The following is a 23,538-nucleotide window of genomic DNA, read 5'->3' as shown; positions in this document are numbered from 1 at the left end:
GCGGCGATGACTTGTAGTGATAACGCTACAGTCAATGTTGCCCGCCCATGATTTCGACCGACGCTCGCCTCAACCCGCATCTGGAAACCGCCCTCCAGCGAGTTCGCACGGCCGCCGAACAGGCTGCCGAGCGCTGTGCCGAGGGCCTGGGGCTTTCCGCCCTGTCCGCCGGGATGATCAAACGCCGGGACGCGCTGCTGGCAGCCCAACTCCTGTTTCGCAAACAGCAAGGTCAATTTGCACACGGTTTCGCGCAGAGCCTGCGGGAGCAGATCGGGCCGGAAAAAGCAGGGGGCAAGGGCGCCCCAGTCCAAAACAATTGGACCGAACTGTCCCTGATGGACGACGAGCAGGTCGATGCGCTGGTAGCGGCCGACCGAATCGGCTTGGCCATTGGCCATCAAAGCGAATGGGAATTGCGTGAGGTTGAATCCTACGTGGCCGGCCTGCAGTTGGGAGAGCGTCACCCGCTTCGCCCCGAAGCGATTGGCCAGGCCCTGCTGAGCGCCGTGCACCAACTCACTGACGATGCGCAAAGCCGCCAAATCCTGGTGGATGAATTAACCCGCGCCATGGCGCAGGAGATGCGCGCCTGCTATGCCGACATTGCGGGCCTGTTTCGCAGCCGCGGCCTGCGGCCCCAGGATTTGCGAGTTCGCCCTGTCGACTCCGCCTCAGGCGCTGCCGCCAACAGCCGGGCACAAGCTCTCAACTCGGTCAGCGGTGCTGACTTAGGGCGCGAATTGGGGCGAGATTCACGCAGCGGCGGCAATGCCGGCCCTTCCGGCACATCGGCGCTGAATGCAGGCGTGCCATCTGGCACTGGCGGCCTCGGCAGCGGCGGCGCGTACAGCTTTTCTCCAGCCGCACATCCGTCCGGCCCAGTCGGCGGACTCGGGGCAGTCGACCCGCAACTCATGGACCTGCTGCGCCGTCTGGCTCAGGCGGCCAGCCCGCTGAACTCAGGCAGCAACAACCCCAGCACAGGCGCTGGCTCCAGTGCTTGGGGGGAGCTCGGCCCCGGTTCGACGTATGGCCCCCATGCAGGAACAGGCAGCCGGGATTGGCATGATGAATTTCTCTCGCCCAGCCAGGCTGGACATCTGCCCGCCAATCTGATTCACCAGCACCGCGACGAATTGCGCCAGGCGGCAACCGGGCGCCTGGACCACATGGTGATTGACGTGGTCGCCAGTCTGTTCGATCAGGTGCTGTCCGACCCCAAAGTGCCACCGCAGATGGCCCGCCTGCTGGCACGACTGCAGCTGCCAGTGCTGCGAGCCGCCTTGGGCGACCCCACATTTTTCTCGCAGCGTCGCCATCCGGTGCGCTTGTTCGTCAACCGCATGGCCTCGCTCGCCTGCGCCTATGACGACTTCAGTGTCGAGCCCGGACGATCCTTTCTAGGCCACGTGCGGGCCCTGGTCGAAGAGTTGGTCAATGGTGACTTCGAACGCATGGATGTCTTCGAGGGCAAGTTGGCCGCGCTCGAACAGTTCATCGTCCGCCAAATCCACGAAGAATTGCAAACCCAGGGCGCCCTGCCAGAGATGCTGGCACGCCAAGAGGTTGATCTGCGTCTGCAGCAAAGCTACGCCCGCCAGTTGGCCACAACGCTGCAGCCCGTTCCCACGCCGGAGTTTTTGCGCGAATTTCTGGCCAGCACATGGAGCCAGGCCATCATGCGGGCGGCCCGCGACCCCCATGGGGCACCGGAGCGAGTCCAACGCTTTCAAAAGCTGGGGCAAGCGCTCATCATCAGCGTCCAACCCAAGGGACGGACGGCTGAACGTCAAGTGTTTTTGGCGCAATTGCCGTCACTCATGGCCACATTGGGTGAAGGCCTGGACCTGATCGCCTGGCCCGAGGTGGCTCGAAAAGAGTTCTTTGCAGCCCTGCTTCCGGCTCACGCTGAATCACTCAAGGGCCACACCCCAACACCTCTGGAAACCAATCTGCTCAACAAGCAATTGGCCCAGGTTTTCGGCGCGCCCTTGCCCACTGAACAAGACGTGGCGAACCTCGCCACGTCCAGCCTGTCACCGGATGTCGACCCGGCACAAGGCCTCAGTGCCAGTGAGGTGCAGGGCTTGGGTCTGATGACCGAAGCACAAGTGGATTGGAACGGTGAGCTGGACATCGATCTAAGCGCCGAACCCGCGCTGCAAGCCGTGGACATCAGCATCGACGGGCTGCCCGCCGCCGCTGAAGCACCGGAGCCGAGCGAAGGCGAATTGCTGGTCGACAACCTGCACGTGGGTTTTTCTTACCAGATGCGCAGCGGCGAGCGCTGGCAAAAAGTGCGCTTGGCTCACATCAGTGAAGGCCGCAGCTTTTTCATCTTCACCCACGGCGCCAAGCACCAGGAAACGGTCACAATGACCGCCCGCATGCTAAAACGCCTGTGCGAAGCAAAACGCCTGCGCGCCTTTGAAAATGCCTACCTGCTCGAACGCGCGATGGCCCGCACTCGCAAGCAGTTGGCTGAAATCAGCAGCAAAAAAAGCGAAGCGGCGATGAAGGGGCCCTTGCGCCCCTGAGCTAGGGTCCAGGGCTCGACAACCGCCGCGCCATGCGAATCGCAGCCTGCAGGCTGGCCGGGTCTGCCTCGCCCTGGCCGGCGATATCAAACGCAGTGCCATGGTCGGGGCTGGTGCGCACAAAGGGCAAACCCAGCGTCACGTTGACGCCTTGTTCAACTCCCAGATACTTGACTGGGATCAGCCCATGGTCATGCGTCATGGCCACCACCACATCGAACTCACCGGGATGGGTGGCCGTGTGGCGCGCCCGCATGAACACAGTGTCAGGCGCAAACGGGCCGCTCGCGTGGATGCCCTCCGCCTGCGCCAGGCGAATCGCCGGCGCGATGTGCAGTACCTCTTCATCCCCAAACAAACCGCCCTCCCCCGCATGTGGATTCAAGCCCGCCACGGCAATACGCGGCTGCGCAAGCCCGAACCGGCGCAGTGCCTGATGGCTGATACGCAAGGTCTGCAAGACCGATTCACAGCTGATCTGGTCAATGGCGGTGCGCAAGGAACAATGAATGGTGACCAGCACCGTGCGCAATTCGTCATTGGCCAACATCATGCGCACCGGAGGCATCGCGCCCCCCTGTGCCGCCAAAAACTGCAGCATCTCGGTATGCCCCGGAAAAGGCACACCCGCTGCATGCAGCGCCTCTTTGTGGATCGGGGCTGTGACCACGCCGGCCGCGTGGCCCTGCAGCACCTGGGCCACCGCGGCCTCGATACAACGTGCAGCCGCCGCACCGGCGCATGCGTCGATGGTACCCATGGGCAGGGCTGCCAGCTCTTCCCCCAAACCCGGCACTTGCCAAACCGGCAAACAATTTGGCGGCACCAATTCAGACACGACGCCCACCTGAACCACCGGCAAGGTCAGTCCACACTGCCGAATGGCGCGGCGCATAACGCCCACGTCACCCGCCACGCAGCAGTCAGGCGCAGCGCCTGCCGCAAATGTTTTGGCGATGATTTCAGGACCGATGCCACAGGGGTCGCCCTGGGTGATCAACAGGGTCATGGGTGTCGGATTCATGCGGGATTGGGGATGTCAATGAACTGCTGGGTGATGCCAAATTCCTCCGCCAGATGCTGCGCCAACGCCTGCACGCCATAACGCTCCGTCGCGTGATGGCCGGCGGCGATGTACGCCACCCCCGACTCCGCTGCGTAATGGGCCTGCGCCTCGGAAATTTCCCCGGTCACGAACACATCGGCACCCGCCGCGATGGCCTCCTCAAAATAGCTTTGCGCCCCACCGGTGCACCAAGCCACCCGCCGCAAATCACGCCCGTCACCCCGTGCCAGCACCGGCTCACGCCCCAGCGTGTGGCCGAGTTGCTGGGCCAGCGCATCCAAACTCAAACAACTGCTGTCAGCAGTCAACGCGCCCACCGAACCCAACGCCTGCTCGCCAAACCGCGCATCAGTCTGCCACCCCATCAAGCGCCCCAACTGCGCGTTGTTGCCCAACTCGGGATGCGCATCCAGAGGCAGGTGATAGGCCAGCACATTGATATCGTGCGCCAGCAAGCGCGCCAATCGCCGCTTCAGCCAGCCCGTGACACGTCCCTCCTGACCGCGCCAGAACAAACCATGGTGAACCAGCACCGCGTCGGCCTTGGCCGCAATCGCAGCGTCAATGAAGGCCAGGCTGGCTGTCACGCCACAGACCAGATGGCCAATCCCTTCCCGTCCCTCAACCTGCAGGCCATTCGGCCCATAATCCTTGAAACGGGCGGTCTCCAGCAAACGGGCCAAGTGGCGTTCAACAACATTTCTATGAATCATGTGTGGGGATGCTTGGGCCGATTCAACACGCTGCATTGCCTGGCAATGCCAGCATTGATATCGAATTGAAAAAGGGATGGGTGTGCGCAGACTTTGGTTGATTTTCGCTCAGGCTACCACTGTGACCCTGGCCATCGTGTTCGTGCTGAACACCCTCAAACCGAATTGGCTGGCCAGACCGCGCCCAACGGCGCCGGCCACGGTGGTTCTGGGCGCGCCACCCAGTGCGCCGTTGTCTGGCCTGGATGCAGCAGAACGTGCAGCCCATCCAACCCATACGGGCTACAGCCGGGCCGCCCGACGCGCAGCACCCGCCGTGGTCAGCGTGATGGCCAGCAAAGCGCCCGCCCGCAATGCGGAGCTCGAAGCCCGCGCGCGGCGCTATCACTTCGGCCTGCCTGATCGCAGCAACAATGCGACGCAAGAGCCTTCTCAAACCGGACTCGGCTCAGGCGTCATTGTGTCGAGCCAAGGCTATCTGCTCACTAACAACCATGTCGTCGAGGGGGCGGCTGACATCGAAGTCTTGCTCAGCGATGGCCGGCAAACCAAAGCCACCTTGGTCGGCACCGACCCCGAAACCGACATCGCCGTTTTGAAAATTGAGCTCGACCGCTTGCCCGTGATTCAGCTCGGCCACATCGAGGGCCTGCAAGTGGGCGACGTGGTGCTGGCCATCGGCAACCCCTTCAATGTCGGGCAAACAGTCACCTCGGGCATCGTCAGCGCCTTGGGCCGCGACCAACTCGGCATCAACACCTTCGAGAATTTCATTCAAACGGACGCGGCCATCAATCCCGGCAACTCCGGCGGCGCGCTGGTGGACACCGATGGCAATCTGGTGGGCATCAACACCGCCATCTATTCGCGCAGCGGTGGGAGCCTGGGGATCGGCTTTGCGATCCCGATCAGCACGGCAAGCCAGGTGATGGAAAGCCTGATCCGCGACGGCCGCGTGGCACGCGGCTGGATTGGCGTGCAAACGCGCGAGTTGACGCCGGAATTCATCGACGCCTTCAAGCTTTCGGTGCGCGAAGGTGTGCTGATCAGCGGCGTGCTGGCCAATGCACCGGCCGCCAAGGCGGGCATCAAACCCGGCGATGTGATCACGCAGATCGGACCCAAAGCAGTTCATACGCCTGCGCAGCTGCTGCTGGCGGTTTCGGCCGTGCCGCCTCAAACGGCGACCAAGGTGTCGGTGCTGCGTGGCAAACAATCGCTGGAACTTGACGTTACCGTGGCACAGCGGCCCGTGCCCAAACCCTGAGATTCAGCGCACCAATTGGAGGCCGGCACCCGGCCTCCAACGCCTTACTTGCTGGCATCGCCCGAGGCCAGAGCCTCATCATCTTCAGGCGCCTTCGAATAACGGATGAAATACGCGGAGGCCAAAACCCCCAGTTCATACAACATGCACATCGGCACCGCCAAGGCGAGCATGGAGACAATGTCAGGTGGGGTGATCACCGCAGCGATCACGAACGCCAACACCACGAAATAGCCGCGGTATTCGCGCAATTGCGCCACCGAAATCAAGCCCATGCGCGCCGCCACCACCACCACCACCGGCACCTCGAATGCGGCACCAAAGGCGATGAACATGGAGAGTACAAAGCTCAGGTAGGCCTCGATGTCTGGGGCGGCCATGATGCTCTTGGGCGCAAAGCTCTGAATGAACTTGAACACCTGCCCGAACACGAAGAAGTAGCAAAACGCCACGCCCACGAAAAACAGCACCGTGCTGGACAGCACCAAAGGCAGCACCAAGCGCTTCTCGTGGGAGTACAAGCCGGGGGCCACAAACGCCCACACTTGGTACAGCACCACCGGCAATGCCAGCAAAAATGCAGCCATCAAGGTGATCTTCAAAGGCACCAAAAAGGGCGAAATCACGTTGGTGGCGATCATGGTCGAGCCCTTGGGCAAATGCGCCACAAGGGGCGCCGCCAACAGGTCGTACAGCGCGGATGGGCCCGGGAAAATGGCCAGAATGCCAAACATGATGGCTACGGCAATCGTGGCCCGAACCAAGCGATCGCGCAGTTCAATCAAGTGGGAGACAAAGGGCTGCTCGGTGCCGGCGAGTTCATCCTCGGGCTTGGGGGCGTCACTCATGGGTGGGATCAAATTTTCAAGCTAGGGGGCGACGGGGTGCAGCGGACCGGCCAGCGGGCCGAAACCGGGCCACGCGGGCGGCGCCCGATTGCACGTGCTGGCGAACGCCTTCGCGCTGCTTGTACCACCGTGGTGTGGCGGCACGTTTGATGCGCCACTTCTTGTTGGGATGTTTATAGCCGGGGCTGCCGGAATTGCCATCGTAAGCATGGCCATAACGCCCACTTTCGCCGGACGTGGCATCGGTCCAAGTCTGGTCAAACACTTGATGGACCGAATCGACCTCCTGCTGCATCGACGCGCCAATATCGCGAGCCGCCTCTTCGACGTTTTTCTTCATCTTCTGCAGCTCTTCCAACTCCATGGAGCGGCTGACTTCGGCTTTCACGTCAGACACATAGCGCTGTGCCTTGCCCAGCAAATGGCCCACCGTGCGAGCCACCCGGGGCAAACGCTCGGGACCCAACACCACCAATGCCACAGCACCGATGAGGGCGATTTTGTCAAAACCGAAGTCAATCATGCCGGGTACCGTAGAAGGTCGTGCGTGCTTGCCATGGGCCGGAAGCGATGCCCATCAAGACTTGGTCTTGGCTTCAACGTCCACCGTGTTGGCGTCTTGGCTTTTGCTGCTGTTGCTCACCTGCTGTGCCGGTGCGTTGGCCCCGTCGCTGCTGCCATCACGCATGCCGTCTTTGAATCCTTTAACTGCCGAGCCCAGATCGGAGCCGACATTCTTCAGCTTCTTGGTGCCGAACACCAACACAATGATCAGCAGCACGATGAGCCAGTGCCAAATGCTGAATGAACCCATGATTATTTCTCCTACAGTCGAATTGGTGATTCTAGTAGCCCCGGGGTGTCCGCCGCCTTGACCCTATTCAAGAGCGGCGCCCTCTGACAGAACGGGTCAGGACCTGGTTCGGTCCACTCAGCCTTTGGCCCAGGGCCTGGGGCCGCCCATCACATGCATATGCAGGTGATAGACCTCTTGGCCGCCGTCCGGCCCCGTGTTGATCACGGTGCGGAATCCGTTGCTCACACCCAGCTCGCGCATCAGGCGGGGTGCCAGCAGCGACATCTTGCCCAGCAAGGCGGCGTGGCCTTCGGCCAAATCTGCCATCGTGGCGATGTGCAGCTTGGGGATGATCAAGACATGCACCGGCGCCCAGGGGTTGATGTCGTGAAAGGCCAGCAACTCCTCGTCCTCATAGGCTTTGCGGGAAGGAATCTGGCCTGCAATGATTTTGCAAAAAATGCAGTGGGGGTCAGCGGACTGAGTGATATCGGCAGCGGCTGTAAAAGTGGCGTCAGTCATTGGGCTCTTCCTCGGCGGCCTTTTTGCTGCGGGCAGCAAACTCCTGCAGGCCCGACAAACCTTCGCGGCGCGCCAATTCCACCAGCACCTGCTCGGGTTTCAGGCCAAAGTGGGCGAGTGCAATCATGGAGTGAAACCAGAGGTCGGCCACTTCGTACACGATCTTTTGCGCATCGCCGTCCTTGCCGGCCATGACTGTTTCGCAAGCCTCTTCGCCCACCTTTTTCAAGATCGCGTCCAGGCCCTTGTCGAACAGCTTGGCCACATAGCTGGTGGCCGGATCGCCGCCGTTGGCCGGCTTGCGGGACTCAATCACGGCGGCCACGCGGGCCAGAATGTCGGCTTCAGTTGCACTCATCATTTGCTGTAGATTGTTTGCGGGTCCTTGAGCACCGGCTCGGTGGCTGTCCAGACGCCATTTTCAAGGCGTTGATAGAAGCAGGAATGGCGGCCGGTATGGCAGGCGATGCCGGGTTCATGGCCTTGCTGCGTGATGCGCATCAGGAGCACATCGTTGTCGCAGTCCATGCGTAGCTCATGCACTTTCTGGATATGGCCCGACTCCTCACCCTTGTGCCATAACTTGCCGCGCGAGCGGCTCCAGTACACCGCCTCACCCAATTCGATGGTGCGCTTCAGCGCTTCGCGGTTCATCCAGGCAAACATCAGCACGTCACCGGAGCTGTGTTCTTGCGCAATCACCGGCACCAGGCCGGCGGCGTCCCATTTGATGTCGTCAAGGCAATTCATGGGCTCAGTGTAGGTGGGTCCTGTGAATTTTCGCTCTTCGGCAAACCAGGCCAGCACAGGCACCGTCCCCGGCAGCACCGGATGGACGGTTGCCGGCAGATTTTGCCAAGCCATGGCTTGTTGCTCGCGCATCTCGAAATCACCCGCCCAGTTGTACACCTTGCAAAAATGCAGACGGACGCGGGCGTGTGCATAGTCCATCACCAGCTCTTTCCAGGGATGCGCAGCCCCGATGGTGATGCCCAACTCCTCATGAAGCTCGCGCGCCAGCGCCTGCGCCACGGTTTCGCCAGCTTCCAGCTTGCCGCCCGGGAATTCCCAATAACCGGCGTAAACCTTGCCCTCGGGCCGGGAGGTCAGGAGGAATCGGCCTTCCCGGCCCTCAGCGTCGCGCTCCACCAGCACGCCCACGGCCACATCGACGATCTCTCGTTGCGCTTCAGACATGGTCCAGCCCCTCCGGTGGCGTGCTGTCGGCCACCGCGGCGGCCACGTGTTCGAGCCCACCGCGCCCTGCCAAATCACGGGCGAACTGATAGGCCACACGGCCGGAGCGTGACCCACGCTCCAGCGCCCAAACCAGCGCGGGCTGCCGGGCGGCCAAGATCACCGCCTCGTCCACCCCAAAGCTGCGCAGCCACTGGGCGGTGATGGCCAGGTATTCCGCCTGGCTGAAGGGATAGAAACTCAGCCACAGGCCAAAGCGCTCGGAGAGCGAAATTTTCTCCTCCACCGCCTCACCCGGATGCACTTCACCGTCTTCGGTGTGGGTGTAGCCCAGGTTGTCGCGCATGTGCTCGGGCAGCAGATGGCGGCGGTTGCTGGTGGCGTAGATCAGAACATTCTCACTCGCCGCCGCCACGGACCCATCGAGGATGGATTTAAGCGCCTTGTAGCCAGCCTCGCCATCATCAAAGCTGAGGTCGTCGCAGAAGATCACAAAACGCTCGGGGCGCTCGGCCACCAGGTCGATGAGATCGGGCAGTTCCACCAGATCGGCTTTGTCTACTTCGATCAAACGCAGGCCACGGTCGGAAAATTCGTTCAGTACGGCCTTGATCAAAGAGCTTTTGCCGGTGCCCCGTGCACCTGTCAGCAAGACATTGTTCGCGGGCCGGCCACTGACGAACTGCTCGGTGTTCTGCAGCAGGCGCAACTTTTGGGGCTCAACTTCCCGCAGATCTTGCAGGCGGATGCCCGCCACATGCCGCACCGGCTCCAACACACAACGACCGCCCCGCTTGCGGTAGCGAAAAGCCACCGAGGCCGACCAATCGACCGCAGCCGTGGCCGGAGGCAGCCAGGCCTCCAGCCGGCTCAAAAGGCCTTCGGCCCGGGTCAGAAAATTTTGCAGGGAATCAGTCATCGGGAATGTCAATCAGTCGCGCAATGCGCCGGACGGTGAACGGTAAACGGCTCGGCCAGTCGTCAGTGTAGCGGCGCGATGTTTCGATACATGGGCAGGCGATGCACGGCATAGGCCATGGTCCGAACTGCTCAGGGCCACCCGATCCGGGTCATGAGCGGGTCATGGCAGCCGGCCATTCTGTGTGCACTCTGTCACTGAATCCCTTTTTGAAAGGCCATTCCCATGAACATCGTTTGCTTGCGCCGCGGCGCCATTTTGGCCACCACTACCCTGGGCTGTGTCCTGTCGATCAGCGCACAAGCCGCCACCCCGCTGGCGGCCGATGGTAGCTGGGCCGCCTTCACGGTGGACGCCAATTTGCCCCCCTACAGCTTCAACTGGGTGGACGACAACGGCAGCGCCTTGAGCTTTTCCTTCGTCATACCAACGGGCTATGTGGGCACTTTGACAGTGGTGGACGCCGGCTTTTCTGGCGACCAGTTCCGGGTGGCTGACGGCGCTTCAGTGCTGGGCGACACCAGCGTGGGCGTGAATGGCGACGTCAATGGCGCTGTGCAATTCAGCTTTGACGCCGCGCTGGCCGATGGCAACTTCAGCCGCGGTGTCTACACGCTGGGCGCCGGCGCCCATGACATCAGCGGTTTGATGATCAAGTCCACCAGCTTCATCGACGCTACAACGGGTGCCACCTTGACGACCGACGCCACCCTCGGCGCAGTCAGCCTGACCCTGGCTGCTGCCGTGCCCGAACCCGGCACCAGCGCCAGCTTGATGGCCGGCCTGGGGCTGCTGGCCTGGGCGCTCCGCCGCAGCAACGTGCAACGCGACTGATTGCCGCCGCAACGCCCTGCCGATCCACCTTTTTCACCTCATCATCATGCAAACAAACTTTCGCCCCCTGCCTCTTTTGAAGACGCTGACGCTGGCCCTCGCCGCCACGTTTGGCGCAACCGCCGCGCACGCCATGGCTCAGGCCCCGATCAACGTCAAGATCATCGGCTTCAATGACTACCACGGCACACTGGAGTCGCCTGGCACGTTTGGCATCAACACCTCCGTGCCCAGCGCGTCGCGCCCAGCCGTAGGCGGTGCCGAATACTTGGCCGCCTATGTCGCGCAAATGCGCGCGGGCAACCCCAATACGGTGGTGGTGGGTGCAGGTGACTTCATCGGTGCCTCGCCGCTCATCTCGGCCTTGTTCTACGACGAACCGGCGGTTGAGACGCTCAACAAGATCGGCGTGGACTTCACCTCCGTGGGCAACCACGAGTTCGACAAGGGCAAGGACGAACTGCGCCGCCTGCAGTCGGGCGGTTGCAAGCTGGTCGGCGGCGTGCCGGACGCCAACAGCTGCCGCGGCTTCGGATCTTCCGCGCCAGGCACCTTTGACGGCGCCAAGTTCAAATGGCTCTCAGCCAACGTGATTGAAAACGCGACGGGCCGCCCCCTGATGGCACCCTATGGCGTGAAAAGCTTTGGCGGCGTCAAAGTGGCCTTCATCGGCATGACGCTCAAGGGCACGCCCGGCATCGTCACACCAACGGGCGTTGCCGGCCTGACCTTCCAGGATGAAGCAGACACCGTCAACGCGCTGGTGCCCAAGCTGCGTGCCCAGGGCATCGAATCCATCGTCGTGCTGGTGCACCAGGGTGGTTTCCAGAACGCACCCGTGGCCGGTGGCTTCAACAACAGCGACATCAACGGTTGCTTGAACAACCTCAACAACAGCGACGGCAGCATCAGCGACATCGGCGCCATCGTCTCGCGCCTGGACAACGCGGTGGATCTGGTCATCAGCGCCCACACGCATGCCGCCTACAACTGCTCCAAGAACACCAATGACAACGGCAGCAGCGCACGCACAGCCGGCCTGCCCAACAAGGCCGGTCGCCTGGTGCCCGTGACCAGCGCCAGTGCCTTTGGCCGTGTGCTGACCGAAGTCGACATCCAGATCGACCCGATCAGCCGCGACATCATCGACGTCAGCCCCGTGAACCGCCTGGTGGACCGGACCAACGCCACGGTCACCGCCGCCATTGCCGCCAATCCCGAGGTGAAAAACGTGGTGGCCGCCTACAAGACGGCCGCCTCACCATTGGCCAACCAAGTGATTGGCGTCATCACCGCAGGCATGAGCAATGCCGCCAATGCCGCTGGCGAAATGGAAGCCGGCGACCTGATCGCCGACGCGCAATTGCAAGCCACGCAGCCGGCACCGCTGGGTGGTGCGGTCATGGCCTTCATGAATGCGGGTGGCGTGCGCAGCCCAGGTTTTGTGAAATCAGCGAGCGGCAGCTACCCCTATTCGCTGAGCTACGGTGAAGCCTTCACGGTTCAGCCCTTCGGCAACAGCCTGGTGACAATGACACTGACGGCCCAGCAACTCAAGGACGTTCTTGAGCAGCAGTTCGCTGGCTGCAAAGGCCAGACCACGCAGCGCATCATGCAAATCTCCAACGGCTTGCGCTATTCGTGGAAGGCCAGCGGCGCGGCTTGCGCCAAGATCACCGACGTGGCCTTCACGCCCACCGATGTGACGGTCTACCCTCCCCAAATCACCGGCCCGGTGGACAACGTGGTGATCGGCGGCGTGGTGCAGAACCCAAGCAAGACCTACCGCGTCACCGTCAACAACTACATGGCCAATGGCGGCGACGGCTTCGCAACACTGCTGGGTGGCAGCAACACGCAAGGCGGCGCGCAAGACATCGACGCGCTGGTGGCCTATTTGTCCGGCTACAAGACGACCGCCGCACCCTACATCCCCAGCAGCCCGGTCTTCAGCAAGCCCCGCATCACACAACTGCCTTGATCTGATTGCCTTGTGACACCTTTGTCCAACGAAGGGCCCGCTGACGGGCCCAATCTCCCCCGCCGCACTGCCGCAGCCAAGCTCCTGAGCCTGGCTGCGACATTTTGCTGTGCCCTACCCACCGGCCAAGCCCGCGCGCATGCCACAGACGCACACCCACCTCCGCCCGCACAGGCCGCCGAGCGCGCCGCGCTGCTGCAGGCCGCCCAAACCGCTCTGAGCCAGGGGCAAAGCCGGGTGGCGCTGGCACATTTGGAGCGCGCAGCGCTGATGAGCCACGACGCCGACACCGAAATGCTGATGGTGATGGCCTTGCTGCAAGCCGGCGAGTTTCGCAATGCCCTGAATTTCGCCTCCCACACCGCCGGCGCCCACAAGGACGAGCCTGAAGCGCTGGCCTTGTACGCCTGCCTGCAGGCGCTGAGCGGCCAACCCGCTTTTGCCGCACGCCTCGTGGACGCCGGCCTGCAAAGGCAGGCTGGCCTGCCCGCCTTGCTGGCAGTTCAGCCGCTGGTTCAGGCCTTGGCAGGCGCTGCCCCGGCCAATACGTCATCCACCTGGACCGGCCCCGGCCCTTGGCCCTTCGGCATCCAAGCGCCAGCCCATGCAAGGGTGCAAGCTCGGGGCACAGGCCTGCTCTTGAACAAAGGGCAGCACGCCTTGTTGCCGCTGCAACCCAGCCCGGTCTTTTGGCTGCGCAATGGCCTGGGCGAAATGACCGAGGCCCAGCCTGACACCACGGCCGACTTTGCAGCCCTGAACGACGCCCTGGCGGCGTTGGGTTTGTGCATAGCCCCCCTCTCGCCAGCGCTGAAACTGCCCGCCGGCCTGGCGGCGCTGCGCTGCGCCCCACGCAGCGCCTTTGCCGGTAGCCCCGTGGCAGCCTTGACCTATGCGCCCGTGCCGCAAGCCCAGCCCGCTTGGCCCGCCATGCAACTGGGCTTCATGGGGCGGGGCGACGCCAGTGCAGGTCAAGCCGTCTTGGACCGCGCCCTGCCCTTTGCGGCGACCAGCGGCCCGGTGTTCGACCCTGCAGGGCGCTGGCTCGGCTTTGTCGTGCCCACAGCATCAAGCGAGCCCGGCAGAGGCGCCACCTGGGTGACGCAAAGCGTCTTGACGCCGATGTTGTCCGCCCTATTGGGACCCTTGCCCGTCGATCGACAAGGGGTCGCTCAGCCCAGCGATCAGCTCTACGAAAGTCTCTTGCCACTGACGCTGCAAATCGTCTCCGCCGAGGCCTGATCGCTGAGAATACTCCGCGTCAAACTCCGCGTCATCAAGCGACCAGCAGCTTGAGCGAAAACTCCAGTTGCTCGGTCGGCATGCGCTTGAAACCTGAGCGGGCGTAACGCTGCAAGCGCCCGATCATGAAGCTCAACAGCACCGACGCCTGCGCATTGGCCTCGACCGTGGGCGTGCTCGAGCCCTGAGCCTCTGCGGCGTTGCGCAACACTTGCCGCAAGGTGGACTCGATGCGGTCAAAAAACTGGTTCATGCGTGCCACCAACCGCTCGTTCTCGTACACCAACGCGTCCCCCACCATCACGCGGGTCATGCCGGGATTGCGTTCGCCAAACTGCATCAACACCGCCACGATTTTTTGCGCTTGAGCCTGCCCTGCACCTTCGCGCTCGACGATCTGATTCAGCAGCGTGAAGATACTGCTTTCAATGAACTCAATCAGCCCCTCGAACATCTGCGCCTTGCTCGCGAAATGCCGATACAGCGCAGCCTCGCTCACCGCCAGCTTGGCCGCCAGCGCCGCGGTGGTGACCCGCTCCGCCCCCGGTTGCTCCAACATGCCCGCCAGCGCTTGCAAAATTTGAACACGCCGCTCACCAGGTCGGGGTCGCTTGCGTGCGGCTGGGACGGTTGCCGCTGCCGCTGCCGTTGCGGGTGCGGAGGTGGCCGATTCCGCAACCCTGCTGTCGGCGGCGCTTGCAACATCCAGCGCTCGCGCTGCCTCGGGCTGCACGGTCGACGCGGTGACGATCAATTCGGGCAGAGATGCAGGCATCGGCTGAAGTGGTTGAACTGGGGTCCGGCGATTCTGTCACAGCCCGGTGATGGCTCGTCATGCCATCCGTCTGACACACCGCAGCTTGCTCAATCACGCAGCCAACCCAAGCGCCTCGCCTCGTAAATTGCCTCCACCTTCGAGCGTACATGCAGCTTGCGATAAACCCGCTTCACGTAGGTGGTCACCGTATGGCTGGACACCTCCATGAATTGCGCAATTTCGTAAAAAGTGAAGCCCTTTGCGGCCAGGTGCAGCACGCGCGACTCTTGCTCGGAGAGCGCAATCGCGTCTTCTTCAACCAGGCTGCGCAAACGAGCCTCCTTGGCGAGAAAGCTGCTCCCGGGAGGGCCACTGATTGGCGAGAGACGCTGCAGCAAACGGCGAGCGATGATGGGGCTGATGGGGCTGCCACCCGCACGCAAGCTGCGCAATTGGTCGGGCAGATCCAGCGCCAGACTGTCCTTGAGCAAATAGCCCGTGGCGCCTGCCTCCACGCTGGACAAGACATGTTGCTCGTCGCCGAACACAGAGATCACCATCACATCGCAGTCCGGCTTGGCCTGCGCTGCATGCCGAATCAGGTCGATGCCACTACCACCCGGTAGATCCAGATCGACCAGCAACACATCGGGCCGGTAGTGATCAAACATGCGGGTGCCCTGCATCAAGTCAGCCGCAACACCGACCAGACGGATGTCCCTGACGCTCGACAGGGACAAGACAAATGCATCGCGAAACCGAGCCTGGTCTTCGACAATCAACACTGAAAAAGTAGGCATGGCAAATACTGAGGCGTCGAAAGCCTGCCAGACTGCCAAAAAAACAAAGGGCCGATTCCCTGTTTTCCTACTCCTTCAGGCAGCCTAGCGCGAAGCGACAAGTGAGAAGGCTCTGCGGTACACCTTACCGCGTGCTTCCCGCAAAACTCACCCTACGATCATGGGGTTGCTGCGCCGAAAACGAACAACCCCCTTGAGATGCCCCATCAACTCATGACAAATTCACGAATAGCGTCGATTTGTTGAATACCACTTGCGACGCCCTGTCGCACTCACGCGGTACAAGTGTTGCCGCCTGAAAACTCAGAACCGTGGCAATTTCGCCAAAGTCGGCCTCTGCATTGGCGCAGGGGGCGCCCAATCATCGCAAGTCCTCGCTCCGCTCGGACGCGGAACGACGATCCGATCCCTCGTGACCTGGCACGCTGAAATCAAATCATCGCAAGTCCTCGCTCCGCTCGGACGCGGAACGACGATCCGATCCCTTAGTGGGATCGAATCATCGTTCCGTAAGCCTGATCGCTGAGGATTTCAAGGAGCATGGCGTGGGGGACGCGTCCGTCGATGATGTGCACGGCATTGACGCCGCTGCGGGCCGCCTCCAGGGCGGAGGCAATCTTGGGCAGCATGCCGCCGGACAAGGTGCCGTCAGCAAACAAGGCATCGATCTCGCGAGCGCTGAGGTCGGTCAGCAAATTGCCCGCCTTGTCGAGCACGCCGGGCGTATTGGTCAACAACACCAGCTTTTCAGCCTTCAGTACCTCGGCCAATTTTCCGGCCACCACGTCGGCGTTGATGTTGTAGCTCTCGTTTTGTTCGCCAAAACCGATAGGGCTGATGACGGGGATGAACTGGTCGTCTTGCAAGGCCTTGACCACGCTCGGGTCGATGCTGACGATGTCGCCCACCTGGCCCACATCGTGTTCTTTGGCGGGGTCGTCTTTGTCGACCATCTTCAACTTCTTGGCGCGGATCATGCCGCCGTCGCGCCCAGTCAGGCCCACCGCCTTGCCGCCGGCCACATTGATCAGGCCAACGATGTCTTGCTGCACCTGGCCGGCCAGCACCCACTCCACCACTTCCATGGTTTCTTCGTCGGTGACGCGCATGCCCTGGATGAACTGCCCCTTCTTGCCCAGGCGGCTCAAAGCGCCTTCAATCTGCGGGCCACCGCCATGCACCACAACCGGGTTCAGGCCGACGAGCTTAAGCAGCACCACATCTTCCGCAAAGTCTTGCTGCAGCGCCGGATCGGTCATGGCGTTGCCACCGTATTTGATGACGATGGTCTTGCCATGAAACTTGCGAATATAGGGCAAGGCCTGAGAAAGAATCTCCGCCTTTTCGCGCGGCGCGATGTGGGAGACCTCGGTGGTGGTAGCGGGCGCGGCGGACTCGATTTTCATGGTGGCGTGCTCTGAAAAGCTGAGGGCTTTAAAAGTTAGGGATAAATTCAAAGAGGGCGGCGTTGTTGCGCAAGATTGTAGGACGCGCCTGCCGCTCACCGACAATGCGGGCAAAGGAGTTGCCTCACGTGATTGCCGTATTGCAAAGAGTCCGCCATGCCAAAGTCGAAGTCGCCGGCCGCGTCACGGGCGCCATTGACCAGGGCCTGCTGATGCTGGTCTGCGCTGAGCCTGGCGACACCCCCGCGCAGGCCGAAAAGCTGATTCAGAAGGCGTTGAAGCTGCGCATCTTCAGCGATGCCGCCGGCAAGATGAACTTGAGCGTGCAAGACGTGGGCGGTGGCCTTTTGATCGTCTCGCAATTCACCCTGGCAGCCGATTGCACGAGCGGCAATCGGCCCAGCTTCACCGGCGCAGCAGGGGCTGAGCAAGGCCGACTGCTCTACGAGCATTGCCTGAACTTCGCCAAAAGCCAGCACACCGTGGTGCAGTGCGGCGAGTTCGGCGCGGACATGCAAGTCAGCCTGCTCAACGATGGGCCCGTGACCATTCCGCTGCGCATCCTGTGAATTTGAGGCCTCACCCGGCCCCGCCAATGGGTGGAACGAATTCCTAATTGGCCTCGTCACCGGCGGCACGCAGGGCTGCGCCCCATTTGATGATTTCAGCCTTGACGAAACGCTTGTGCTCAAGGCCCTGACCGCGCACATCCACCACCACGCTGGCCCCCGCGACCGAGGCACCCTCGATGAAGTCAGGGTCTGCGCGGACACGCTGCAAGGCACTGGCCAAGCGCTCCAGCGCCGGTTTGGGCGTACCGGCTGGTGCGTAAAGGCCGTACCACACGGTCACCGAAAAGCCTTTCAGCCCGAGTTCATCCAGCGTCGGCACGTCCGCCAATTCCGGCACCTGCGTCAGGCGATGGCTGCTGGTCACGGCGTAGGCCCGAATGCGCCCCTTGCGGATCTGCGCCAAAGTGTCGGTGCTCATGTCGCACATCAAATCGACCTGCCCCGCCAGCAGATCGGCCATGGCCGGGGACGCACCGCGATAGCGCACGCTGCGCAGATCCAGCCGGGTCACGTTGCGAAACATCAGGCCGCACAGATGGGAGGCCGAACCCTGGCCCGCGTTGGCCCAATTGACCTTGCCTCGATTGGCCACCATCCAGGCGCTCAGCTGTGCATAGTCTTTGGCCGGCAAGCCTGGTCGGCCCACCAAGGTCATGGGCACCTCCTGCAGCAGGCCCAAGTATTCAAAATCGTCCAGCGGCTTGTAAGGCAGGGCCGGATAGAGCGCTGGCGCGGTCGCCATGCCAATGTGGTGGAGCAGCAAGGTGCGCCCATCAGGCTGTGCACGCGCGGCCTTTTGCACCCCCACCGTGCCGCCGCCACCGCCGATATTTTCGATCTGAACCCCGGTTGCCAGCGCCTTGCCCAGCGCGCGCGCCAAATTGCGGGCCAATTGATCACTGGGGCCGCCGGCCGGAAATGGCACGATCAAAGTCAACGATCGCTCAGGCTCGACGGCCCAAACCGATGCCAGCACACCGCTCCAAGCCAAAGTTATGGCCAAGCCCTTCCCCGCCCATGCCCATGCCAAGCGGCGTCTTTTGAAGTTCCAAGCGCTGCGGCCCATCATGTATCTGCCCTTGCCCCGCGTTTGCTCATTTCGAGCCCCTCACCCTCGCGCACCGAAATGCAGTGCGACGCACCCCTGAATGCTAGAACCCAGGCAGGGGCGGCGGACAACGGAAACTACGTAAGAGCTTGGTGACGGCGACAGAATTCGCCGCCAGGCATTCAGGTATGGCGCCGCGCGTCTTCAAGCACGATGCCGTCGTTGGGCAGGCTGCCTGGCGGCAACAGTTCAATCTCGCCCCTCAGTTTGGTGATGTCTCTGAGCGCCTGGGCCAAGCGCTCGCTCAATCCCTCGGGCGCGCCACTCACCTCAACCTTCAAGCACATACGGTCTTGCGCCATCTCGCCTTCCACCACCAGACGCAGGCGGCCTAACTCGGGGAATCGACGTAGCATCTCGGTCATCTGCGAGGCATGGACAAACATGCCGCGCACCTTGGCCGATTGGTCCGCCCGGCCCATCCAACCCTTGATACGCGCATTGCTGCGGCCGGTGGGACAAGTGCCGGGCAAGATGGCCGAGAGATCCCCGGTGCCGAAGCGGATCAGCGGATAGTGGGGCGTCAAGGTCGTCACCACCAGCTCCCCTACCTCGCCCGCAGGCAGGGGCTCGCCGCTACCGGGGCGGACGATTTCAACAATCACCCCTTCGGCCAGCACCAAGCCCTCGCGGGCGGTCGTTTCATAGGCAATCAACCCGAGGTCGGCGGTGGCATAGCACTGATAGCCCGCCACACCCCGCTCGCCCATCCAATCACGCAGCGCCGCAGGAAAAACCTCGCCGCTGAACAGCGCCTTGCGCACCGAGCTGATTGCCACGCCTGTTTCAGCAGCCTTGTCGAGCAGGATCTTCAAAAAACTGGGCGTGCCCACATAACCCTGTGGCCGCAGCTCCGCCATGGCCTGCAACTGCAACTCGGTGTGGCCCACACCGCCTGGAAACACGGTGCAACCCATCCGGTGCGCGCCAGCCTCCATCATGGCGCCCGCCGGTGTCAGGTGGTAGCTGAAACTGTTGTGCAGCAAATCACCCGCGCGCATGCCCGCCGCGTACAAGGCACGCGCCACACGCCAGAAGTCGTCGCCGTGCCCTTGTGGTTCATAAATCGTGCCGGGCGACTGGAACACCCGCAGCGCGCCCTGCGCACGCGCCAGCCCAGCCCAGCCGATGGCTGAAAAGCCACCAAATGGGTCGCTCGCCCGCCCCGCCTGCTGGCGCGCCAGCAACTCGCTCTTGCGGGTGACAGGCAAGCGGGCCAGGGCCTCCCGGCTGTTGACGGCGAGGGCGTCTACGCCGTGCAGAATTTCGGTGAATGCGGAGGTGGCGGCTTGCGCATGCGCGACCTGTTGCGGTAAGGCCTGCATCAACATTTGCTCGCGCTGTACCGGATCTTGCGTTTCCATCGCATCAAAAAATGCGGCGTCATGGCTATGGCTCATCGTCTGATCCTGTCCCTTGAGGCGTTGAATCCGTGGACCCTGACCGTCAGGCCAACCAGCGTTTGCGGCGCTTGTAGCTCTTCACGTCCTTGAAGCTCTTGCGCGGGTTGTCAGCGCTCGCGCCACCGGTGCCGAGGTAGAACTCCTTCACGTCTTCGTTTTCACGCAGAGCATGGGCTTCGCCGTCCAGCACCACGCGGCCGCTCTCGAGGATGTAGCCGTAGTCGGCATAACGCAGCGCCATGCCGGTGTTTTGTTCGGCGAGCAAAAAGGTCACGCCTTCACGGGCGTTCAGGTCTTTGACGATCTCAAACACCTCTGCCACGATCTGCGGTGCCAAACCCATCGAAGGCTCGTCCAGCAGCACCATGCGGGGATTGGCCATCAAGGCACGGCCGATGGCGCACATCTGCTGCTCACCGCCGGAGGTGTAGGCGGCCTGGCTACCGCGCCGGGTCTTGAGACGGGGGAAATAGCTGTAGACCTTTTCCAGCGTGGTCGCCACCGCAGCCTTGCCGTCTTTGCGGGTGTAGGCGCCGGTGAGCAAATTCTCTTCGATGCTGAGATGGGCGAAGCAATGCCGCCCTTCCATCACCTGAACCACACCCCGCTCCACCATTTGTGCGGTCGAGAGCTTTTCAATGCGCTCGCCACGCAGCTCGATCGCCCCCTTGGTCACCTCGCCGCGTTCGCCCTCCAGCAAGTTGCTGATCGCCCTCAGCGTGGTCGTCTTGCCCGCCCCGTTGCCGCCGAGCAAGGCCACGATACTGCCTTCTCGCACCTGCAGGGACACGCCCTTCAGCACGAGAATCACATGGTTGTAAATCACCTTGATGCCGTTGACATTGAGAAGCAGGTTGGCGTTGCTCATGGGGGCCTTTGCAAGTGGCGAGGGCATCAAGACGGGCAGTCAGGATTGGCAGTCAGCGGGCGTGCGACGCTCGAGCTTTTTCTCCGCCGCGTATTTTTCGGCCGCCACCTTCACCATGGGCTTGAGGATTTGCTCGTCGGCTTGCAGCCAATCGGAGCTGAAGTTCCATTTCGCGCCGTCCCAGGTGTGCACGCGCGCCCAGGTCGAGCCCATATGGTCCTGGCAAGAGGTACTGATGGGGCGCAGCACGCCCGAGAAGCCCAGCGCGTCCAGCCGCTTCTGGTCAAGCGCCAGGTTCTCCAGGCCCCAGCGCACTTGTTCGGCGCTCATCACCTTGCCCTTGCCGAAGCGCTCTTGCGCACGCCGCACGGCCTCCACGCCCAGCATCTGGATGATCAAACCCCGCGTGTAGAGCACCGACCCCACTTCATCCTTGGGGCCCGTACCCTCGCCCTTGGCATGCACGTACTTGAGGATGTCTTGAATCACCTTAGGCGCCTGACCCGAGGTGTTCAGCGCCAGGGCGTTATAGCCCTTGGCGCCCTCACCCACGTCCTTGACATCAGGTTCAGCGCCCGCCCACCAGACGCCGTACATCTTCTCGCGCGGGTAGCCCGTGGCTTGCGCCTCTTTCAGCGCCGTGGAGTTCATCACGCCCCAGCCCCACAGCAGCACATAGTCGGGCCGCTGTTGGCGCACTTGCAGCCAGGCGGACTTTTGCTCGACGCCGGGCGCCGTCACCGGGATCTTAATCAGCTCAAAACCATGCATCTTCTGGCGCTCGTCCAACAGCGGCATGGGCTCTTTGCCGAAGGGCGAATCGTGATAGACCAGCGCAATCTTCTTGCCCTTCAATTTATCGAAGCCGCCTTCCTTCTTGGCCAGGTGCTGGATCAGCATGTCCGCCGCCGTCCAGTAGCTGCCCATCAAGGGAAAGTTCCATTTGAAGACACCGCCGTCCTGCGATGCCGCCAGGCCGTAGCCCAGCGTGACCAGCGGTATCTTGTCCTTGATCACCTTGTCGGTCAGCGCAAAGGTGATACCCGTGGCCTGCGGATCGAACAGGCTGGCGCCCTTGCCTTTCAAGCGCTCATAGCACTCCACACCCTTGTCGGTGGCGTAGCCTGTTTCGCATTCTTCAAACGTGATCTTCACGCCATTGATGCCGCCGTCGCGCGCGTTGACCATCTTGATGTAGTCCTGCTTGCCATTGGCCCAGGGCGTGCCATTGGGCGCATAAGGCCCGGTACGGTAAACCAGCAAGGGGAAGAACTGCTCCTTGGTCTCGGCCCCCGCCACGGCGGCGCTGCCCACCAGGCTCAGCACAGCCAAGGTGGACGTCAGCACGAAGGTTGTCAGGTTTTTCATGAACGTTGTCTCCGGTGATGCGCACGCTTGGGCACGCTGTTTTAGATGGAACCTCGGGTCGGGCAAGAACAGTGAATCAAGATGAGTCGGTCAGTGGGGTCAATGCGGTCAATGCGGAAATGGCCAAAGCCGCAACTTCTCCTTGGCGGTGGACCACAGCCGTGCCAGGCCATGCGGCTCCTTGATCAGAAAGAAAATAATCAGGGCGCCGAACACCATTAGCTCAAGGTGCGAGGCGGTTTCAGTCCCAATCTGCAGGCCCAGCAAACGCGGCAACTGGTTCAAGGCGATGGGTAGAAAAATGATGAAGGCCGCGCCAAAAAAACTGCCCATCACCGACCCCAGGCCGCCAATGATGACCATGAACAAAAGCTGGAAAGAGCGGTCGATGGAAAAGGCCGCAGGCTCCCAAGAGCCCAGATGCACAAAGCCCCACAGCGCACCGGCCACGCCCACGATGAAGCTGCTGACCGCAAACGCGCTGAGCTTGGCGTAGACCGGACGAATGCCGATCACGGCAGCCGCCACGTCCATATCGCGCATGGCCATCCATTCACGGCCGATGGCACCGCGCACCAGATTTTTGGTCAGCAGGGCAAACACGGTGACAAGGCTCAGACAGAACAGGTACTTCTGCACCGGTGCGTCGATGGCGAGCCCCAACACACTCAATTCAGACACCGACACATTGCCCGAGGACGAGTTGTTGGTGAACCATTTGATACGCAAAAAAGCCCAGTCGCAGAAGAACTGCGCCGCCAAGGTGGCCACCGCCAGATACAGCCCCTTGATGCGCAGCGAGGGGATGCCGAACAGCACACCCACGGCCGTGGCGCACAGCCCCCCCATCAGCAGTGACACCAGCAAGGGCATGCCCTCGATGCGCACCTGGAAGTTGTATGCCGCATACGCCCCCACCGCCATGAAGGCCCCCGTGCCCAGGGAGATCTGCCCGCAATAGCCGACCAGCACATTCAAGCCCAGCGCCGCCAGCGAGAGGATCAAAAACGGAATCAGGATGGCGCTGAACAGATAGTCAGTGGCCAATAAGGGCAGCCCCACGAAAGCCAGCAACAACAGCGCGGCAACAGCGACGCGGTCCTGCCGGATCGGGAAGATCTGGCTGTCTGCCCGGTAAGAAGTTTTGAACTGGCCGTTCTCACGATAGAACATGGGCTGATTCCTCAATGATTCTTTGACGCTGTCCGCTCACTGACTTCGTTGAAAAAATAATTGCTCGCGTCATACGCAATGGATGACCTTTTTTAGTTCCGGCCGCGCCGTTCGGCGCTTAACTTGGACGAGTCCAAGTTAGCCTTCTCTGAAAAATA

Annotated in this window: 23 protein-coding genes and 1 pseudogene; 6 read left to right on the top strand and 18 right to left on the bottom strand. The window is 62.1% G+C overall.

Annotated elements, in window-relative coordinates:
* Nucleotides 1-47: 47 nt before the first annotated feature.
* The gene (locus tag PRZ01_RS11740; RefSeq protein ID WP_273596974.1) at nucleotides 48-2,540 is read left to right on the top strand and encodes a DUF1631 family protein; all 2,493 of its coding nucleotides are present in this window, start codon (nucleotides 48-50) and stop codon (nucleotides 2,538-2,540) included.
* Nucleotide 2,541: 1 nt separating this feature from the next.
* Here PRZ01_RS11740 and pdxA read toward each other — a convergent pair whose 3' ends face one another.
* Nucleotides 2,542-3,549, bottom strand: coding sequence for a 4-hydroxythreonine-4-phosphate dehydrogenase PdxA (gene pdxA / locus PRZ01_RS11735; RefSeq protein ID WP_273596973.1), 1,008 nt, complete (start codon nucleotides 3,547-3,549; stop codon nucleotides 2,542-2,544).
* Nucleotides 3,550-3,560: 11 nt separating this feature from the next.
* Nucleotides 3,561-4,319, bottom strand: a complete 759-nt coding sequence (locus PRZ01_RS11730) for a Nif3-like dinuclear metal center hexameric protein (protein ID WP_273596972.1) — start codon at nucleotides 4,317-4,319, stop codon at nucleotides 3,561-3,563.
* Nucleotides 4,320-4,401: 82 nt separating this feature from the next.
* Between PRZ01_RS11730 and PRZ01_RS11725 the strand changes: the two genes are divergently transcribed.
* Nucleotides 4,402-5,586 (top strand): S1C family serine protease, encoded by a 1,185-nt coding sequence (locus PRZ01_RS11725; protein ID WP_273597040.1) that lies wholly within the window; start codon nucleotides 4,402-4,404, stop codon nucleotides 5,584-5,586.
* A gap of 44 nt (nucleotides 5,587-5,630) precedes the next feature.
* Here the strand turns inward: PRZ01_RS11725 and tatC are convergent, their stop codons facing one another.
* The 8 genes and pseudogenes from tatC to PRZ01_RS11685 all read right to left on the bottom strand — a co-directional run bounded on the left by tatC (nucleotide 5,631) and on the right by PRZ01_RS11685 (nucleotide 9,868).
* Nucleotides 5,631-6,434, bottom strand: a complete 804-nt coding sequence (tatC, locus tag PRZ01_RS11720) for a twin-arginine translocase subunit TatC (RefSeq protein WP_273596971.1) — start codon at nucleotides 6,432-6,434, stop codon at nucleotides 5,631-5,633.
* A gap of 16 nt (nucleotides 6,435-6,450) precedes the next feature.
* Nucleotides 6,451-6,957 (bottom strand): Sec-independent protein translocase protein TatB, encoded by a 507-nt coding sequence (tatB, locus tag PRZ01_RS11715; RefSeq protein ID WP_273596970.1) that lies wholly within the window; start codon nucleotides 6,955-6,957, stop codon nucleotides 6,451-6,453.
* 54 nt (nucleotides 6,958-7,011) lie between these two features.
* Nucleotides 7,012-7,248, bottom strand: a complete 237-nt coding sequence (gene tatA, locus PRZ01_RS11710) for a Sec-independent protein translocase subunit TatA (RefSeq protein ID WP_273596969.1) — start codon at nucleotides 7,246-7,248, stop codon at nucleotides 7,012-7,014.
* Between the two features lie 117 nt (nucleotides 7,249-7,365).
* A complete protein-coding gene (locus PRZ01_RS11705; protein WP_273596968.1) occupies nucleotides 7,366-7,752 on the bottom strand; it encodes a histidine triad nucleotide-binding protein in 387 nt (128 codons plus the stop codon).
* Nucleotides 7,745-8,110, bottom strand: coding sequence for a phosphoribosyl-ATP diphosphatase (locus tag PRZ01_RS11700; protein ID WP_273596967.1), 366 nt, complete (start codon nucleotides 8,108-8,110; stop codon nucleotides 7,745-7,747). Before PRZ01_RS11700 ends, PRZ01_RS11705 begins: the two co-directional genes overlap by 8 nt.
* On the bottom strand, nucleotides 8,110-8,502 hold the full coding sequence (hisI, locus tag PRZ01_RS11695) for a phosphoribosyl-AMP cyclohydrolase (protein ID WP_273597039.1): 393 nt from the start codon (nucleotides 8,500-8,502) through the stop codon (nucleotides 8,110-8,112). The genes PRZ01_RS11700 and hisI overlap by 1 nt, the downstream gene beginning before the upstream one ends.
* A 6-nt stretch (nucleotides 8,503-8,508) precedes the next feature.
* Nucleotides 8,509-8,949 (bottom strand): annotated as a pseudogene (locus PRZ01_RS11690) (NUDIX domain-containing protein); the annotation flags it as partial.
* Nucleotides 8,942-9,868, bottom strand: a complete 927-nt coding sequence (locus PRZ01_RS11685; protein ID WP_273596966.1) for an ATP-binding protein — start codon at nucleotides 9,866-9,868, stop codon at nucleotides 8,942-8,944. The pseudogene PRZ01_RS11690 and the gene PRZ01_RS11685, both read right to left, overlap by 8 nt.
* 225 nt (nucleotides 9,869-10,093) lie before the next feature.
* On the opposite strand from PRZ01_RS11685, the gene PRZ01_RS11680 reads away from it, so the two are divergent.
* From PRZ01_RS11680 to PRZ01_RS11670, 3 genes are read left to right on the top strand one after another with little or no spacing between them, the layout of a single operon-like run.
* Nucleotides 10,094-10,702 carry a PEP-CTERM sorting domain-containing protein gene (locus tag PRZ01_RS11680; RefSeq protein WP_273596965.1) on the top strand — a complete coding sequence of 203 codons (609 nt, stop codon included), beginning with the start codon at nucleotides 10,094-10,096 and terminating at the stop codon, nucleotides 10,700-10,702.
* A gap of 46 nt (nucleotides 10,703-10,748) precedes the next feature.
* Entirely contained in the window at nucleotides 10,749-12,683 is a 1,935-nt protein-coding gene (locus PRZ01_RS11675; protein ID WP_273596964.1) for a bifunctional metallophosphatase/5'-nucleotidase, read from the top strand.
* A 12-nt stretch (nucleotides 12,684-12,695) separates the two neighbouring features.
* The gene (locus PRZ01_RS11670) at nucleotides 12,696-13,925 is read left to right on the top strand and encodes a hypothetical protein (protein WP_273596963.1); all 1,230 of its coding nucleotides are present in this window, start codon (nucleotides 12,696-12,698) and stop codon (nucleotides 13,923-13,925) included.
* 34 nt (nucleotides 13,926-13,959) lie between these two features.
* Here the strand turns inward: PRZ01_RS11670 and slmA are convergent, their stop codons facing one another.
* The 3 genes from slmA to argB form a co-directional block, all read right to left on the bottom strand.
* The gene (slmA, locus tag PRZ01_RS11665) at nucleotides 13,960-14,700 is read right to left on the bottom strand and encodes a nucleoid occlusion factor SlmA (RefSeq protein WP_273596962.1); all 741 of its coding nucleotides are present in this window, start codon (nucleotides 14,698-14,700) and stop codon (nucleotides 13,960-13,962) included.
* Nucleotides 14,701-14,789: 89 nt separating this feature from the next.
* The gene (locus PRZ01_RS11660; protein ID WP_273596961.1) at nucleotides 14,790-15,482 is read right to left on the bottom strand and encodes a response regulator; all 693 of its coding nucleotides are present in this window, start codon (nucleotides 15,480-15,482) and stop codon (nucleotides 14,790-14,792) included.
* Nucleotides 15,483-15,967: 485 nt separating this feature from the next.
* A complete protein-coding gene (argB, locus tag PRZ01_RS11655) occupies nucleotides 15,968-16,888 on the bottom strand; it encodes an acetylglutamate kinase (protein ID WP_273596960.1) in 921 nt (306 codons plus the stop codon).
* Between the two features lie 128 nt (nucleotides 16,889-17,016).
* On the opposite strand from argB, the gene dtd reads away from it, so the two are divergent.
* Complete coding sequence (dtd, locus tag PRZ01_RS11650) at nucleotides 17,017-17,457, top strand: D-aminoacyl-tRNA deacylase (RefSeq protein ID WP_273596959.1); 441 nt, start codon at nucleotides 17,017-17,019, stop codon at nucleotides 17,455-17,457.
* Nucleotides 17,458-17,500: 43 nt separating this feature from the next.
* Here dtd and PRZ01_RS11645 read toward each other — a convergent pair whose 3' ends face one another.
* The 5 genes from PRZ01_RS11645 to PRZ01_RS11625 all read right to left on the bottom strand — a co-directional run bounded on the left by PRZ01_RS11645 (nucleotide 17,501) and on the right by PRZ01_RS11625 (nucleotide 23,380).
* On the bottom strand, nucleotides 17,501-18,526 hold the full coding sequence (locus tag PRZ01_RS11645) for a tripartite tricarboxylate transporter substrate-binding protein (RefSeq protein ID WP_409993843.1): 1,026 nt from the start codon (nucleotides 18,524-18,526) through the stop codon (nucleotides 17,501-17,503).
* Nucleotides 18,527-18,690: 164 nt separating this feature from the next.
* Complete coding sequence (locus tag PRZ01_RS11640; protein WP_273596957.1) at nucleotides 18,691-19,968, bottom strand: phenylacetate--CoA ligase family protein; 1,278 nt, start codon at nucleotides 19,966-19,968, stop codon at nucleotides 18,691-18,693.
* 46 nt (nucleotides 19,969-20,014) lie between these two features.
* Nucleotides 20,015-20,839 (bottom strand): ABC transporter ATP-binding protein, encoded by an 825-nt coding sequence (locus PRZ01_RS11635; RefSeq protein ID WP_273596956.1) that lies wholly within the window; start codon nucleotides 20,837-20,839, stop codon nucleotides 20,015-20,017.
* A gap of 39 nt (nucleotides 20,840-20,878) precedes the next feature.
* The gene (locus PRZ01_RS11630) at nucleotides 20,879-22,207 is read right to left on the bottom strand and encodes an ABC transporter substrate-binding protein (RefSeq protein WP_273596955.1); all 1,329 of its coding nucleotides are present in this window, start codon (nucleotides 22,205-22,207) and stop codon (nucleotides 20,879-20,881) included.
* A 108-nt stretch (nucleotides 22,208-22,315) separates the two neighbouring features.
* Nucleotides 22,316-23,380 (bottom strand): branched-chain amino acid ABC transporter permease, encoded by a 1,065-nt coding sequence (locus tag PRZ01_RS11625; RefSeq protein WP_273596954.1) that lies wholly within the window; start codon nucleotides 23,378-23,380, stop codon nucleotides 22,316-22,318.
* Between the last annotated feature and the right edge of the window lie 158 nt (nucleotides 23,381-23,538).

Source organism: Roseateles koreensis (genome assembly GCF_028595305.1).
In the GTDB taxonomy this organism is placed as follows: domain Bacteria; phylum Pseudomonadota; class Gammaproteobacteria; order Burkholderiales; family Burkholderiaceae_C; genus Paucibacter_A; species Paucibacter_A koreensis.
This window is presented reverse-complemented; position numbering and strand designations above follow the sequence as displayed.